General features: G+C 38.5%; 17 protein-coding genes, 1 tRNA gene and 1 pseudogene. 1 reads left to right on the top strand and 18 read right to left on the bottom strand.

Going from position 1 to position 16,570, the window contains the following annotated elements; translation table 11 throughout:
• Positions 1-46 precede the first annotated feature (46 nt).
• Positions 47-628: a restriction endonuclease subunit S gene (locus IJ535_RS04040; RefSeq protein WP_294299139.1), complete on the top strand. Its 582-nt coding sequence runs from the start codon at positions 47-49 to the stop codon at positions 626-628.
• Here IJ535_RS04040 and IJ535_RS04035 read toward each other — a convergent pair.
• From IJ535_RS04035 to IJ535_RS03950, 18 genes and pseudogenes are all read right to left on the bottom strand, one after another.
• Positions 625-834: pseudogene (locus IJ535_RS04035) on the bottom strand (restriction endonuclease subunit S); the annotation flags it as partial. The gene IJ535_RS04040 and the pseudogene IJ535_RS04035 sit on opposite strands and share 4 nt — an antisense overlap.
• Positions 835-858: 24 nt before the next feature.
• A complete protein-coding gene (locus tag IJ535_RS04030; RefSeq protein ID WP_294299136.1) occupies positions 859-1,161 on the bottom strand; it encodes a hypothetical protein in 303 nt (100 codons plus the stop codon).
• A complete protein-coding gene (locus IJ535_RS04025; protein ID WP_294299133.1) occupies positions 1,151-2,659 on the bottom strand; it encodes a type I restriction-modification system subunit M in 1,509 nt (502 codons plus the stop codon). Before IJ535_RS04025 ends, IJ535_RS04030 begins: the two co-directional genes overlap by 11 nt.
• 191 nt (positions 2,660-2,850) lie before the next feature.
• A complete protein-coding gene (gene thrH, locus IJ535_RS04020; protein WP_294299130.1) occupies positions 2,851-3,453 on the bottom strand; it encodes a bifunctional phosphoserine phosphatase/homoserine phosphotransferase ThrH in 603 nt (200 codons plus the stop codon).
• 134 nt (positions 3,454-3,587) lie between these two features.
• Positions 3,588-4,784 carry a homoserine dehydrogenase gene (locus tag IJ535_RS04015; protein WP_294299127.1) on the bottom strand — a complete coding sequence of 399 codons (1,197 nt, stop codon included), beginning with the start codon at positions 4,782-4,784 and terminating at the stop codon, positions 3,588-3,590.
• 4 nt (positions 4,785-4,788) lie between these two features.
• Entirely contained in the window at positions 4,789-5,229 is a 441-nt protein-coding gene (locus IJ535_RS04010; protein ID WP_294289633.1) for an ACT domain-containing protein, read from the bottom strand.
• Between the two features lie 81 nt (positions 5,230-5,310).
• A protein-coding gene (prfB, locus tag IJ535_RS04005) for a peptide chain release factor 2 (RefSeq protein ID WP_294299123.1) occupies positions 5,311-6,448 on the bottom strand; the annotation gives its coding sequence in 2 pieces (ribosomal slippage) (positions 5,311-6,372 and positions 6,374-6,448; 1,137 coding nt in all).
• 213 nt (positions 6,449-6,661) lie between these two features.
• On the bottom strand, positions 6,662-7,951 hold the full coding sequence (locus tag IJ535_RS04000) for a S41 family peptidase (RefSeq protein WP_294299120.1): 1,290 nt from the start codon (positions 7,949-7,951) through the stop codon (positions 6,662-6,664).
• A gap of 108 nt (positions 7,952-8,059) precedes the next feature.
• A complete protein-coding gene (ftsX, locus tag IJ535_RS03995) occupies positions 8,060-8,968 on the bottom strand; it encodes a permease-like cell division protein FtsX (RefSeq protein ID WP_294299117.1) in 909 nt (302 codons plus the stop codon).
• Positions 8,958-9,638 (bottom strand): cell division ATP-binding protein FtsE, encoded by a 681-nt coding sequence (gene ftsE, locus IJ535_RS03990; RefSeq protein WP_294293141.1) that lies wholly within the window; start codon positions 9,636-9,638, stop codon positions 8,958-8,960. Before ftsE ends, ftsX begins: the two co-directional genes overlap by 11 nt.
• Positions 9,638-10,726, bottom strand: coding sequence for a PucR family transcriptional regulator (locus tag IJ535_RS03985; RefSeq protein WP_294299114.1), 1,089 nt, complete (start codon positions 10,724-10,726; stop codon positions 9,638-9,640). The genes ftsE and IJ535_RS03985 overlap by 1 nt, the downstream gene beginning before the upstream one ends.
• 674 nt (positions 10,727-11,400) lie before the next feature.
• Complete coding sequence (locus tag IJ535_RS03980) at positions 11,401-12,612, bottom strand: C40 family peptidase (RefSeq protein ID WP_294299109.1); 1,212 nt, start codon at positions 12,610-12,612, stop codon at positions 11,401-11,403.
• A 145-nt stretch (positions 12,613-12,757) separates the two neighbouring features.
• Positions 12,758-13,675, bottom strand: coding sequence for a thioredoxin-disulfide reductase (gene trxB, locus IJ535_RS03975; RefSeq protein ID WP_294299191.1), 918 nt, complete (start codon positions 13,673-13,675; stop codon positions 12,758-12,760).
• Positions 13,676-13,686: 11 nt separating this feature from the next.
• On the bottom strand, positions 13,687-14,061 hold the full coding sequence (locus IJ535_RS03970) for a RidA family protein (RefSeq protein ID WP_294293149.1): 375 nt from the start codon (positions 14,059-14,061) through the stop codon (positions 13,687-13,689).
• Between the two features lie 44 nt (positions 14,062-14,105).
• Positions 14,106-14,930, bottom strand: a complete 825-nt coding sequence (locus IJ535_RS03965) for a CvfB family protein (protein ID WP_294299106.1) — start codon at positions 14,928-14,930, stop codon at positions 14,106-14,108.
• Positions 14,930-15,628: an acyl-[acyl-carrier-protein] thioesterase gene (locus tag IJ535_RS03960; RefSeq protein ID WP_294299103.1), complete on the bottom strand. Its 699-nt coding sequence runs from the start codon at positions 15,626-15,628 to the stop codon at positions 14,930-14,932. The genes IJ535_RS03965 and IJ535_RS03960 overlap by 1 nt, the downstream gene beginning before the upstream one ends.
• 65 nt (positions 15,629-15,693) lie before the next feature.
• Positions 15,694-15,765 (bottom strand) — tRNA-Gln (locus tag IJ535_RS03955).
• 97 nt (positions 15,766-15,862) lie between these two features.
• On the bottom strand, positions 15,863-16,516 hold the full coding sequence (locus IJ535_RS03950) for a YigZ family protein (RefSeq protein WP_294299100.1): 654 nt from the start codon (positions 16,514-16,516) through the stop codon (positions 15,863-15,865).
• Positions 16,517-16,570: the final 54 nt, after the last annotated feature.

The following is a 16,570-nucleotide window of genomic DNA, read 5'->3' as shown; positions in this document are numbered from 1 at the left end:
TAATTGGCCAACAGCAACTATTCTTGATGTAGCAGAGAAAGTGGCCATGGGTCCTTTTGGTTCAAACATTAAAGTATCTACTTTCGTTCCAGAAGGTGTGCCTATTATTAGTGGAAACCATCTGCGAGGGTATTTCTTGGAAGAACCAGAATTCAACTACATAACAGAAGAACATGCTGAACGTTTGAAAAATTCAATTGTGTACCCTCATGATCTCATATTTACTCATGCTGGGAATATTGGACAAGTATCAATGATTCCTGATGGTTCTAAATATGATTATTATGTACTATCACAGCGTCAATTCTATTTACGATGTGATGAAACAAAAGTTGTTCCTGAATTCCTACTTATGTTTTTTCACAGCGCAATTGGACAGCATGAGTTACTTTCTTATGCTAATCAAACAGGTGTACCATCAATTGCTCAACCTGCAACCAACCTTAAAAAGATTCCATTTCAATGTCCGCCAATAGATAGGCAATTGCAATGGAAAAAGCAAGTTCAGCCAATGATTCAAGAATACCTTAATAATCGTTCAGAAAATGAACGATTATCAGCCTTAAGGGATATACTTTTGCCACGTTTGATGTCCGGTGAAATTGATGTCACCGAACTAGATATTTAAGCCGCTAAATTATCGTTTATTTTATTGTTTAAAGCTATTTTGTCATCTAATAATTTTAATGTTGCTCCAATAGCTTTTTGCTCAGCGTACGTAGGAACCAAAATTTCCAAATTCTGAACAACATCTGTCTGAACCCTCTGCCTTCCAGATGAACCCACCATTGATTTTATTGAAGGCTCTCTTACCTCTGGACTACATACTAAATAATATAAATAATCTTCATCAACTTCTTACTTTGCTCTAAATACAATGTATTCAGTTGATCCAAATCCCACTTCACCATCGTCAAGAATAGCTACCTTAGCTGTTTTACCATTCTCAAGACATGGAGTAATTCTAGCCATAATAGTATCCCCATTACGAAACTTAGAACCTCCTGTAAATGCTACGTTTTCGTATTCTGGAACATCCCTACAAAAAGGCTGAAGCTTATCCATTGCTATTTTTTTTGCAACTGTTCCTTTAGAAAGTCGTTCCTTAGGATTGAACTCAGCAATATCTGATAATTTTTTTATTGTCCAATTAGATTTCATATCCAATAGCCCCCAACTTTCTTCTAATCTCGTCTTCGAGCTCATGAGATTTTGCAAACATATCAGAAAGCTCAGATGTTAATCTATCCATCTTTTCTTCAAATGGCTCACCGTCATCTTCCTGCTCTTCAATGCCTACATATCTACCTGGAGTAAGAATATAATCCTGCTTCTCAATCTCTTCTGTAGTTGCGACCTTACAGAAGCCTTTAACATCTTCAAGTGTTCCATTCTGAAAAGCTTCAAATGTATCCGCAAGCTTCTGGATATCTTCATCATCAAAATCACGATGCTTACGATCAACCATATGGCCCATATTTCTGGCATCTATAAACAGTGTTTTTCCCTTCTGCTGTTTATTTTTAGAAATAAACCAAAGTGTTACCGGAATAGTAACGCTATAGAATAACTGAGTAGGCATTGCAATAATACCTTCAATCAAATCATCCTCTATTATGTTTTTTCTAATCTCTCCTTCACCACTTGTCTGTGTAGATAAAGCTCCATTCGCAAGTACCAAACCAATCTTTCCATTAGGAGCTAAGTGATGAATCATATGCTGAATCCATGCATAGTTGGCATTTCCTGCTGGAGGTAGTCCGTATTTCCATCTAACATCCTCAAGAAGTTTTTCCTGATTCCAAGGATGATAATTAAATGGTGGATTAGCAAGAATGAAATCAGCCTTAAGTGTAGGATGCAAATCATTTGTAAATGTATCAGCCTGATAAGGCCCAAAATCTGCATCAATACCACGGATTGCCATATTAATCTTAGCCATCTTCCAAGTATCAGCATTTGCTTCCTGACCATACACAGAGATAGAGCCTCTATTGCCAGAATGAGCCTCTATAAACTTTGCACTCTGGACAAACATACCGCCCGAACCACAGCAGCAATCATACACACGGCAGTTTTCAAATGGTCTAAGTATGGAAACTAATGTCTTAACTACACTTGATGGTGTATAGAATTCTCCTCCACCTACACCTTCCTTTTCTGCAAACTGCGCGATACAGTATTCGTAAGTACGTCCGAGCAAATCTTCACTTGCCTCAGTGTCACTCATATCAATATTATTAGTAAATATATCTACAACTTCACCAAGAACTCTCTTATCAAGATCTGGACTGGCGTAATTCTTAGGTAATACATTCTTAAGAACCTTATTGTCAGCTTCGATTGCACGCATAGCATTGTCAATAACTGTACCAATCTCAGGTGTATGAGCAGCAGCTGATATAGTACTCCATCTAGCTTCCTCTGGTACAAAGAAAACATTTTCCATGATGTAGGCATCCATGTCATCCTCAAAACCATCACCTTCATCTACAAGCTCCTGATAGCGCTTATCAAAAGCTGCAGAAATATATCTAAGGAAAATAAGCCCAATTATAACCTTTCTATATTCTGCTGCAGGAATATGTCCCCAAAGAACACAAGCTGCATCCCACAGTTGTTTTTCAAATCCAATATTAGCATTGGTCTTATCTGCCATTTTAGCTTCCTCCGAATTGTTGAAATATATAATTTAATGTCATAACTCGCCCAGTTATTAGTATATCATAAGATTTTCAATCATTCCTTGTTTTTAAAATTCAATTTACAAATATTACATCTAAAAAAGCAACCAAGATAATTCTTGATTGCTTTATGATTTAAGTTTAATTTTTATATGACTTCTTGCTTTTACTTCTGTGCTGCCATAATAGCATTATATAAATCATCATATTCCTCGAATGCAGGAATATCTGGGTGAGACTTTTTGATTTCTTCTGTGCTTCTGAATAAGAAGCCTGCAGCAGAATTCTCTATCATTCCCAAATCGTTATAGCTATCGCCGCTGGCAATAGTTTCAAATCCGCAAGACTGAAGAGCCTTAACTGTAGTGTATTTAGTGTTTTCGCAGCGCATCTTATAGCCTGTAATCTTACCATCTTCTGAAACTACAAGCTCGTTGCAAAAGATTGTTGGGTAGCCGAGCTTTTTCATAAGCGGCATGGCAAACTGTGAAAATGTATCACTAACAATAATTGCCTGGCCATTAGCTCTTAGCTTATCCAAGAATTCCTTAGCGCCTGGAAGTGGATCAATTGTAGAAATTGTATCCTGAATCTCTTTAAGACCGAGGCCATGCTCATTTAAAATATCAATACGATATCGCATAAGCTTATCGTAATCTGGCTCATCCCTTGTTGTCTTCTTTAATTCTGGAATGCCTGAGGCTTCGGCAAATTCTATCCATATTTCTGGAACTAAAACGCCCTCTAAATCTAAACAAGTAATATACATAATATCTCCAAGTCCGCATTAATTACGTAGACAATCATTATTTCACTACGCTCATCTAACATGATTCGCTTTAGTAAAATAATAATTGTCTACTATTAATGCTCATCTAAATTTTACAGTTACCAAAATATTTCCTAGAAGAAACGTATCACGCTGATGACGCCGCCTAATGCGGCTTTGCGCTCGGCGAATTCGGCTTCGGTCATTTCTTCGGTGATGAAGGCTGTTTCGTCATCTAAGTCTAAATCGGTGTAGCGAACTTTGCCGAATTCGTTTTCGATATTAGACTGCAATGCTGATGTACGAACAAAGTATTTGAAGCGCTGCTCGTTTGAATCAGCAAGCTGTAAGTGCTCGTTAGCCCAGCCGATTCGAACGTGCTTGTCTGTATTTCTTGCAAGGAATACTAAATCGCCTACTACTGCTGATGCTGTAGGAAGTGCACCTGCGCCAGCGCCATAGTATAGAGATTCTCCAAGCATATTGCCAACTACTGCAACTGCATTCATAACACCAGAAACATGATAAAGCATCTGATCTGGCTTTACTAAATATGGGGCTACTCTACATGAATATGTATCACCCTTCTTAACAGCTCTTGCAACAAGCTTGATGCTATATCCCATAGATTTAGCATACTTAAAATCTGTTGCAGAAATCTTGCTGATACCTTCTGTAGGAATTTCCTTATAGTCAACATTCTTGCCAGCAATTATAGATGTAAGGATTGCAATCTTGCGGCAGCTATCGTGACCTTCTACATCTGCTGTAGGGTCCTTTTCAGCATAGCCTAAAGACTGTGCCTCGGAAAGAATCTGGTCGTAGTCACTTCCAAACTGTTCCATATTAGAAAGCATATAATTGGTTGTGCCATTACATATAGCAGCAATCTCTTCAATAACATCACCAGTCAGACATGCTGTAAGAGTACGAATAATTGGAATTCCTCCGCCAACAGCAGCTTCAAAAACAAAATTCGTTCCATTGTCTTTGGCAATCTTCATGAGCTCTGCGCCCTTGTCGGCAACCAAAGCCTTGTTGGAGGTGGTAACTGATTTACCTGATTCAAGCATCGCCTTTACAAATGTAAATGCAGGCTCAACGCCACCCATGGTCTCAACTACAAGCTTTACCTCTTTGTCTTTGACAATGTCCTTGTAGTCCTTAACAAAACAATCTTTGTGTGGGTCATCAGGGAAATCTCTTAAATCAAGGATGTATTTTAAATCCAACGATTCGCCTAATCTCTCAGTAATTATGTCTTTGTTAGTATACAATACTTTTGCCTCACCAGAACCGATGGTTCCATATCCCATAATTGCTACTTTCATGTTGTCACTCCCTTGCTAAAATTTTTACGTAATGAACACCTTCCACGTTCTCTATGGCAGAAACCAAATCGGCGTAATCAACACCTGTTTCTGGAATCTTGACAGAAAGAGTGAGTGAAGCGGAGCCTCCAACAGGGACACTTTGATGTATGGTCAAGATATTAACCTTGAAATGCGCAATTTCATCAAGCACTCGAGATAAAATACCAGGCTCATCCAAAAGCTGAATAACCACATTAACCGTCTTACCTTTGGTGTCCTCATGGAATGGATTAATGTCGTCTTTGTACTTATAAAAAGAACTACGACTGATTCCTATTATTTCTGTAGCTTCCTGGACAGAGCATTTTTTCTCTTCTATAAGCTTTTTTGCTGCAACAACCTTAAGTAATACATCAGGTACAGCCTTCTCTTTTAAAACATAATAGGTAGTTTTCTCCGACATAATCCCTCCGTAGGTGTCTTTCCCACGAATACATTTGTATTCGTTCAGAAGATAATAACATTAATTAATCTATAAAGCAAGTTAATCTGTATCTAAATTTCCTCTATCTGGACATCCAAGCGAAAGCCACTTAAGATAAGCATTCATAAATGGAGTTACTTTTCCATCTAAAACAGCATCTGCATTTCCAGTTTCTTCACCTGTTCTTAAATCCTTAACCATAGTATATGGTTGAAGCACATAGGAACGAATCTGATTACCCCAGCCTATCTCAGAAACCTCTCCTCTGATGCCACTGGCCTTGGCAGCATTTTCTTCCTGCTTCAAAAGAAGAAGCTTAGTCTTTAACATCTGCATAGCCTTATCCTTATTCTGATGCTGGCTTCGCTCGTTCTGGCATGTAACCACTATTCCTGTTGGAAAATGTGTGATACGTATAGCCGAGCTGGTCTTATTAATATGCTGACCACCTGCACCTGAAGAACGATAGGTATCTATTCTGATATCCTCATCCTTTATCTCTACATCAACATCTTCATTGATTTCTGGCATAACATCGCATGAAGCAAAGGATGTCTGCCTTTTACCCTGTGCATTGAATGGGGAGATTCTAACCAATCTATGAATACCCTTTTCAGATTTTAAAAATCCGTAGGCATTCTCGCCATTTACCTGGAAGGTAACGGATTTGATTCCAGCCTCATCACCTTCAAGATAATCTAATTCTTCTACCTCGAAGCCTTCATCTGAAGCCCAGCGGCTATACATTCTATAAAGCATCTGTACCCAGTCGCAGGCCTCTACTCCACCGGCTCCTGAATGAAGTGTAACGATGGCGTTATTTCCATCATATTCGCCAGAAAGCAAAGTCTTCATCCTTAGCTTTTCAAGAGATTCTTCAAACTCTTCTATTAAAACTGCAACAGTATCTACAATCTCCTGGTCCTCTTCTTCATTGCCAAGCTCAATATAATCTTCTATTTCCGTATATAAATCTTCTATCTTATCTATTACAGCTACATCATCCTTCATAGACTTAAGCTGTTTCATCTTCATGGTAGATGTGCTTGCATCTGTCCAAAAATCTGGAGCCTCCATCTCACGCTCTAGCTCTTCTATGCGAGCTTTCTTAGCTGCGACGTCAAAGTGAATCCCTCACTTCCGTCATAGAATTTTTTTGCGACGCTAGTCGCTGCTTGAACTGATCTAGTTCTATCACGAAAATCACCTCTTTCTCTCGCAAGTTACGCTCTCAAGCACTTTACTTCTACCCTCGCAAGTTACGCTCTCAAACATGAGAAATACACGCTCGACGGGATGTCTCACTTTGTATTTCTCATTTTTGATAGCTACTTGCTATTTATAGGTGTTCACGCTTGATAGCTACTTGCTATCTATATGCATTCATGCTTGGTAGCTTGTCAAAAACACGTTATTTAGAGGATAAGACCTCTAGGGCTTTTTGGATTTGGTTGTCTAGGGTTACGTCGTATTCGGCGTCCTTAGAACCTAGGAACTCGTACTCAAGTTCCACGTCTGGGTCAATTCCTTTGCCTTGGATGGAGTCGCCACTTGGTGTGTAATAGGTCTGAGTTGTAAGCTTTAAGGCTGAACCATCTTCAAGAGGAATTGTAGATTGAACAATACCCTTACCAAATGTGGTTGTACCGATTATTGTACCATAATCAAAATCCCTGATTGCTCCTGTGAAAATCTCCGCTGCAGATGCAGTGTTTTCGTTTACAAGAACAGTAATTGGAATTGATTTGTAGCTTGATGCCTTGGATGTGTAATCCTCACGGTTGCCTGCCTTATCCATTGTGTACACAACTGTGCCCTCTGGCAGGATATAATCTAATATATCTACAACGGAATCCACAAGTCCTCCACCGTTATTTCTCATATCAAATACGATAGCTTCCATGCCTTGGCTTTCCAAATCCTCGTAGGCTGCTACAAAATCATCATAGGTGTGCTCAGTGAACTGAGAAACGGCTATGTATCCAACATTGCCCTTAAGCATCTGATGCTCAACCGTTGGAGTTGCAATAGAAGCTCTTGTACATTTAATATCTAGCTTCTCTCCATCACGGTTGATTACAAGTTTTACATCTGTTCCAGCCTCACCTCTGATATGCTGAACAAAAATATCCAAATCCTCATCCACTGCCAAATTACCATCAGCAGATACTATGCTATCTCCAGCAAGCAAGCCTTCCTTTTCTGCTGGGGTATTATCATACACCTTAGTAATGGTAACCTCCCCGGTCTTAACGTCCTTTTGAAGAAGAGCTCCTATACCTGCATAGTTACCAGTAAGAGTCTGCATCAAATCATTGTATTCATCCTCTGTGTAATAATCAGAATAAGGATCATCGAGGCTGCCTACAATGCCCTTATACACACCGTCTACCATAGCCTCCTTATCAATATCCTTATAATAGTAGTTTTCTAATATATAGATTATAGTTTCTAGCTTACTAGCAGAAACCTTTGATAACATTCCCTGGTTTCCTGTAATCTTATCATTATTGAGAGATTCAATTACATCTGAGGATGCCTCTTCTATCTTAGACCTGTTATTATATGCAATCCTAAGAAGACCTACATAGGTAATGACTACACCTAAAGCAAGACCGATAATCAGGCTAAGAACTATTGGCCATTTCTTTGGTTTAGGCTGAATTTCCTGTTCTAAAGTGGATTCTATTTCTGTATTCATTTTGTGCCTTTCTAATTATCCATAATATTGACAAAGTGCCAAAGCTTACGCCAAGGCACTTATAATAGATATATTTACTAAAAACTTTTGTGTAACAAACAATGAAAACTACACTCTAAGGTGTTTATGTAATGTGACTCTTGAGCCCACCCAGCCGATTCCTATACCAAGAATAAGTGAGATTGGAACAAGTGTCCTAAATATTGTTTCAACTGGAATGAATGTTACCATATTGCTAAGGAAGTTGAACTCGTCAGCTGCGTATCCGATAACTCTTCCATAGATAAAATATAGAAGAATCAAAGGTATGGCTGAACCAATCAGACCAATAAATATACCTTCTACCACGAATGGCTGTCTTACGAAAGCATCCTTAGCTCCGATTAATTTCATGATGGCTATTTCTTCTCTTCTGACTGATATACCAACCATTACTGTATTGCTAATCAAGAAAACAGATACAGCAAGAAGAATAATTACAATAGCCATTGATACTATAGTGATGGCTCTATTAATATCTGTAAGTGTCTTTGCGGCAACCTCTGATTTATTAACCTGTCTAACGCCATCTAATCCCTCTAAGAAGGAAACAAGTGTAGACTGCATAGATACATCACTAAGATAAATCTCGTAGTTGGCTGAATTAGCAAGGGGATTGTCATCTGCAAATCCTGCTGCCAAAGCTGGATTATCTCCGAAGTATTCCTCTTGATAATCCGCCCAGGCCTGTTCTGCCGAAATAAAATCATAGCTGGCAACCTCAGGTCTCTTAGAGATTTCCTTACCTATTTCCTCAATGCGGGCCTTCGATGTGCCTTCGTTGAAGAACACTGTAACAGCAACACCTTCTTCCGCAGTCTTAACCATGGACTGGAAGTTTGCTCCCAAGGAATAAAAAATACCAAACAAGAATATACACGCTGTCATAGTTGCAATAGATGCAAGTGAGAACATTTTATTTCGCCATACATTCTTAAGGCCTTGTCCGATATTGTAGATATGTGTACTAATCTTCATAGTTATCACCTCCAACATCGCTTACAACCACGCCTTTTTTAATGGTGATAACTCGCTTATTCATAGCTCTGACTATTTCCATATTGTGAGTAACAACTAATACTGTGGTACCTCTTTGATTAATCTCATCAAGAAGCTTCATGATTTCCCATGTGTTATCACTATCAAGATTACCTGTAGGCTCGTCTGCAAGGATTATCTTTGGCTCATTAATAAGAGCTCTTGCAATAGCCACACGCTGCTGCTCTCCACCAGATAACTGACTTGGACGAGATTTGTATTTAGCAGCCAGTCCAACAAGAGATAGGATGTTAGGTACCTTCTTTTTGATATCTCTGTTAGATGATTCTACAACCTTCATCGCAAATGCTACATTCTCATAAACATTACGGTCAGGAAGAAGACGGAAATTCTGGAACACAACTCCCACATTTCTGCGGTACATAGGAACCTTTTTGTGTGTAACCTTCTTTAAATCCTGTCCGTTTATATAAATCTTGCCTTTTGTAGGCTCTAATTCCTTAAGTAATAGTCTAATAAGTGTAGACTTACCAGAACCACTATCACCAACTATAAAAACAAATTCACCGGGATCAATATGAATAGTCACATCTTCTAAGGCTGGCTTGCCAACCTCGTATGACTTGCTAACGTGATCTAATCGTATCATTAAAACTTCTCATCCTCCATATATTTCATGTACTTAACAACCATGAGGGCAATCTTAAATGTGATAGCGTCCTCAAAAACTCTTAAATCAAGGCCTGTGCTCTTCTCAAGCTTATCCAAGCGATAAACTAAAGTGTTACGATGTATGTAAAGCTGTCTAGATGTTTCTGATACATTAAGACTGTTCTCAAAGAACTTATCAATTGTTGTAAGTGTCTCTTCGTCGAAATCATCAGGAGATTTGTTGTCAAATATCTCTGAAATAAACATCTTACATAGAGGAATAGGTAACTGGTAAATAAGTCGTCCAATACCAAGTGCTGAATATGCAATGATTCTCTTCTCACTGAAGAAAATCTTACCAACATCCATTGCCATGTTAGCTTCCTTATAAGAACGAGATACTTCTTTAATCTCTCCTACAACTGTACCGTATGATACACGGATATTCTTAGAATCCTTATCGTGGAATGCATCAATAATAACAGCTGCAATCTTTTCGATTTCATCATAGGTATCATTTTCACCTAATTCTTTAACAACAATAATGTTGTGCTCATCAACAGCGGTAACGAAGTCTTTATTCTTGCCACCAAATACTGAGCGAACTCTGTCAAGCTCGTCCCCATCCTTGTCAGGGCCAACCTCAACTATCATAACTACTCTTCTGGCATTAATATCTATATGAAGCTTCTTAGAGCGATTATAGATATCAACAAGCAACAGATTGTCTAACAGAAGGTTTTTTATAAAGTTATCCTTATCAAATCTTTCCTTGTAGGCAATCATTAACTCTTGGATGTGAAGAGCAGCTATCTTTCCAACTGTAGATGCTTCCTCATCATCACCATGAGCCAATATAACAAACTCTAGCTGGGTGTCATCAAATACCTTGAAGAAATGATAACCTAAAGCCACCTGACTGTCAGCCTCTGAAGCTGCAAAAACTGCTACAGCGTCAGAAATCTGCGCTGTATCGTTAAACGTAGATGCGCAAACCACCCCATCAGAATCTGTTACAGCCAAATCTATTTTAGTAAGCTGATGCAAGCCTTCTATTGTGTTTTGCATGATTTGATTAGAAATCATATGGATTACCTCCCGATTATATATGCAATATTAACAATGACCAAATGATATTTTGCATACAAATTCACATAACCTATGCCCATTTTAATATAAATAACCAAAAAAAGAAATAGCAAACTTACATTTATTTATGCAAAATCACAAGTCTCAATATATTTATATATTTATGAAGCTTTTGTGAAATAGGATTAAATTTGATAAGTTGTCTGATATTATACCTAATTTTCAGATTGGTGTACTGCACTTCTAAAGTCAAGTGCTTTTAGCAATTTGACAACTTTTGTCGATTTGGAACAAAACGTTTGTTTTTGCAAATTGTGGATAACTTCGGCTTAGTCTTCACAATTATTGTGGATAAAGTGGATAAACGGTTTACAAGTCCGATTTTGCGCACATTTTTTATAAACTATTGTTGAAAAATAATTTCATTTCCACACTTTGATAAATTATATTACATTTTAACTAACAACTTTTTTGTGCACTTTTTCTTAAAATCCAGAGAAACTATTTAATGTTATTTTCAGACAATTGTTCATACTTTATATTAGATATTATTTAATTCCAAGCTGTTCTAGCTATCAGTATTTTCGTAACGTTTCGTAGGAATGTGTTGACTATATCGTTTCTACCATAAAAATGGCGCCGCATTAGCGACGCCATAATAATAATCATTATTAGAAGATTCTTCTGATTGCAACAATGTCCCTGTAGTTAACATCTGAGTATGTAATACCTGTTCTTGCATTTGAAGCGTGAAGTAATGTTCCGTTACCAGCGTAGATACCAACATGGCCTGAGTAACATACGATATCACCAGGCTGCATCTCATCGTAAGATACACCGTAACCTACACTACGCATTTCTTTTGATGAATGTGGAAGACCTACACCAAATGCTGAATAAACACTCATTACGAATCCAGAGCAGTCTGTACCACCTGTAAGTGATGTGCCACCGTAAACATATGGGTTACCAACGAACTGTGAACCATAGTTAACAACTGAGTTTCCGCTTGAACCAGATGGAGCTGAATAGCTCTTACCTGAAGATGATGACTTAGAAGAAGATGAAGATGACTTAGCAGATGCTGTAGCCTTTTCAGCTGCTTCTCTAGCTGCCTTCTTATCAGCCTCTTCCTTAGCTATACGAGCTTCCTCATGAGCCTTAGACTCTGCAACGGTAAACTCTGTAGAAATATTAATATAGTCTGTGCTAACATAACCATCACCAGCATCACATGTAACCTTAACCCAACCAGAATCTTCCATAGACTCATCAATGATTGTAAGCTCATCACCAAGTGGAAGTAAATCCATTACAGAAGAATCTGTGCTGGCTTCTGATCTGACATATAATGTCTGAGTATTAACTGTAGCAACTCTTCGTGACATTTCCTTAGCTAATTCTTCGTTACCCTGAACTACGAATTCGCTCTTAACATATCCTGTTACATCACCAGATGTGATGCAAACCCATGTACCATCCTCTGCCTCAACTGTCTCTGAAACTGTACCAGCAGATTTGTTATAAAGCTTTCCTACGTATTCGCTGTCAGCTGATGGGCTCTTACGAATATATACATAATTATCAACCTGAGCGATTGCTATGTTAGCATAAGGATTCTCTGCTGTAGCAACCCACTCTGATTCGTTCTCTGCTAACTGTGTTTCTGCACCAATAGCAGTAGCGTTAGCAAGCATATCGTTAACTGAAAGCTGTGCGCCTGCAAATGCTGTGAAGTTGGTTGTCTCAAGAACACCAGTAGCACTAGAAAGAGCACTAACACCTGATGTAGCGCTTGCAGCATCAGAACAAAGTGAAATGCTAGATGCAACCACGCAAGCGGCAAGTGTGTAGCTAACAGTCTTTGTAAACTTTGAATTCATTTTGTAAAAAACCTCCGAATTTATTACAAACTTATTACAACTGTTGTAATTATATAGGTTAACATCCTATATGTCAAGTCTCACTTTACAGTGACTTTTAAAAGGGATTGTTGTGAAGTAGGTTTGTAATTATTTTGTAAATTAATTATTCACTAAAATATTTCTGAATAGATGTAATAGCATTGGCCCCATCAGCAGTAGCTGTAAGCACTTGTCTTAAAGGTTTTGTTCTAACATCACCTGCTACAAATACCCCAGGACAAGAGGTTTTACAGGTTTCATCAGCTATAACATAGCCCTTATCATCCATCTGCACTAAGCCTGACAGTATCTGTGTATTAGGAACTGTTCCAACTGCAATAAATATACCGTCAACCTTTAATTCTGAGCTGGCATCTGTCTTAGTATTCTGCACAGTGATAGATTCTACAGACTGTGTTCCATTAATAGAATTAACCACAGTGTCATATATTATTTCTATATTATCTGTAGATTTAACCTGATCTTGTAAAACCTTTGCTCCTCTAAACTCATCTCTTCTATGTATTAGATATACCTTAGTACAGAATCTAGAAAGATAAATAGCATCCTCTAAAGCAACATCTCCGCCGCCTACAACTGCCACCTGCTTTTCCTTGAAGAAAGCACCATCACAGGTAGCACAGTAAGAAACTCCCATTCCAGAAAGCTCTTCCTCTCCTGGGCAACCAAGCTTTTTATTAGATGCCCCTGTGGCGATAATAATAGACTTTGCTGTATATGTATTCTTCTTGGTAACTAAATCCTTGGTTGCACCATTATCTATAATAGAAGTAACTCGTCCTCTGGCGAACTCCACACCAAGCTTATCACAGTGCTGTCTCATTGCATCGGCAACCTCTTGACCAGAGGAGCCTGGGAAGCCTGGATAATTATCTATTTCGTAGGTGTTAAGTATCTGTCCGCCACTGATTGAACTAGTATCAAGTATCAGAATGTCAAAACCAGCTCTTTTGCCATAAATGCCCGCAGCAAGACCAGCTGGCCCTGCCCCAATTATTATTACATCATAAATCATTATTATTCTCCGCTAGATTACTTAATTGCTATTGCTTCAGCTTCAAGCAATACATCCTTAGGTATACGAGCTACCTCGATGCATGAGCGTGCTGGGAATGGCTCAGGAAAATACTTTGCATAAACTTCGTTAATAGCTGCAAAATCATTCATGTTTTTGATAAAGACTGTTGTCTTAACAACATTAGACATTGATGTGCCTGCTGCCTCTAAAAGTGCGCTCATGCTCTTAAATACACGGTCTGCCTGAGCTGCTGCACCTGTTGGGATTTCCCCTGTAGCAGGATCAACTGGGATGATTCCAGATGTGTAAACCATGCCGTTAACTTCGATTGCCTGTGAATATGGGCCGATAGCGGCTGGTGCTGATGTGGTTGAGATAACATTTTTCATTACATTAATCCTCCTTTTGCTTGCCAGTTACTCACTAGCTATTCTCATGCCTTACGTATCTTACCCTCGTCAAGAGTAATCAAACGTTCCTTGTATAGTCTTCCAATGGCACGCTTAAATGCAGCCTTAGAGAGACCAGTTTCTCTTTTTATAACCTCTGGAGAAGCCTTTTCTGAAAATGGCAAAACTCCAGCATAGCTATCAATTAAATCAAGGATTGCTTTGGCATCATCCTCCATCTGAATGTATGCCTTATCTCTGATGGTAACATCACATTTACCATCTTCTTTGATACCAGTAATCCTTACCATAAGGACATCTCCAATTTTAAACTTACTAACATCCTCATGTCTAGGTATCATTGCAGAATATTTATCCTCCAATGCTACGAAGGTACCAAAATCATGTCCAAACTCATAGATTCTAGCTTCTACTTCATCCCCCACCTGGTATGGTGGATTCTTGGAAAGCATATCATATATGCCCTTCATGCTGGCGCACAATCTCTGACTTTTATCGATATAAACTCTGACAAGGATTTCATCACCTTCAGATGGCTGCTTAGTCATCTCCTTAAATGGAAGCAGAAGATCCTTCTCAAGACCCCAATCTAAAAAGGCACCAACCTTATTAACCTGGCTAACTGTAAGAACTCCCATCTGCCCAAGTGTAAGAAGAGGTTCTGTTGTAGTAGCTATAAGCCTATCCTTGGAATCCTTATATACAAATACACTAAGCTCATCTGAGATGGCAGCGTTTTCTGGAACCTGCTTCTTAGGAAGCAATACTCGCTCTTCACCATCTGTAAGGTATACGCCAAACTCTACCTTCTTTTGTATTTTAAGCTTTTGAATTTCACCTAATTTCATTATTTATACTCCACTATTGTATATACTTCTTCGTCCTTCTTAAGGACTACCTGATAACCTGAATTTAATTTTACCAAATATACATCTAATTCATCAAATAATAAAGCTGCTTTTTTATAGCTAATATCTATACTAGAAAATCCCTCTTCTGGTAAAAATCTACGTGTAACATCTATATAGAAGGAATTGTTCATGTGCCCATTGGTATCGATGTAATTCTCAGTAACTGTAAATGAACCTACCTTCTGTCCTTCTTCATTATAATGAAGCTTAGGACGTTTAAAATCAAACTGAGGTCTATCCTTATCCTCTGGATATGCTGCTGCAATCTGCTCGTTGATTCTGGCAGGACGCAAATTCTTGATATCCATAAGAACCCAAAGGGAATCTGCGTATATCAAAACTTCACCAGCTTCATCACATATTGTGTACACACGTCTGGCCACCATGCCTCTAACCTGATATGGATATGTGGCTATTGTGATTCTCTCCAGATATTTAGGTAGACGATTAATATGTATCTCGTAGCTTGTAACGAACCAACCTCTATCAATAGGATTAAGATAATTAACACCAACTCCCACATCATCTGAATGGAAACAGCTGCAATCCTGCATGTAATTGACCAATGCAAAATATGTTAAATTGAGGTTTGAGTCTACTTCGCTGTAGCTGACTCTGTCACTGTACTTGTACATACTATCTCCTTAATACTACATTACTATAACAAAAAAGACCTAAGCAATGAAGTGCTTAGGTCTAGCTGGCCCACAAGGATTCGAACCTTGAAATGACGGAGTCAGAGTCCGTTGCCTTACCATTTGGCGATGGGCCAATGTGTTTTTCGTTTCCGCTTTGCCGCGTCAACGAATGTTATTATAAGGCCTACTTTTAAAAAACGCAAGCATTTTTTTCATATTTTTTTCACTTTTTTAAAATTTTATTAGTTGACCGTCGATAATGCCGTATTTTACGGGGTTTTCCCAAGTGATATTTGCAGTGCCAGCAGTCTTGTCTGCAATCTTTTTTGTGATTGCATCTATATCTTCAACAGGTACTACTGTAGAAATAACCACATCGGCACCAAAATCTGTGTTCAAAATTGAAAGATTGCTTTCTCTTAAAACATATTCTATCTTGCCATAGCCATTGTAATCGGTGGCAATGGCACATGGTCTGCCTTCCTTAGGCTCAACTATATTGCATGCCTTAAGACCTTCTATGACTGCACCCTGATAGGCTCTTACTAATCCGCCTGTCCCAAGTAACACACCACCAAAGTATCTGGTAACAACAACCACGCAATTATGAATATTCTCTCTAAGGAGTACATCAAGCATAGGCCTTCCAGCAGTACCGGCAGGCTCACCATCATCATTGCATCTGGTTATCTCGTTATTGTCTCCTATTACAAATGCTGCGCAGTTATGTCTGGCGTCCCAGTATTCTTTCTTTTTAGAAGCAATGTAATCGATTGCCTCCTGTTCAGTTTTCACAGGGGAAATGTGGGCGATAAATCTGGATTTCTTTTCTTCTAGCTCACCTACTCCACCTTCATAAATAATTTTAAAGCTCTTATTTTCCATAGGTTTATTATAATTGATAATTTTGGTATAATGAAGTCTAAATTGGAGGTTATT

Source organism: Pseudobutyrivibrio sp. (genome assembly GCF_017471675.1).
Lineage (GTDB): Bacteria > Bacillota > Clostridia > Lachnospirales > Lachnospiraceae > Pseudobutyrivibrio.
Note: the sequence above shows the minus strand (reverse complement) of the source record. Positions and strands in the feature narration are given on the sequence as shown.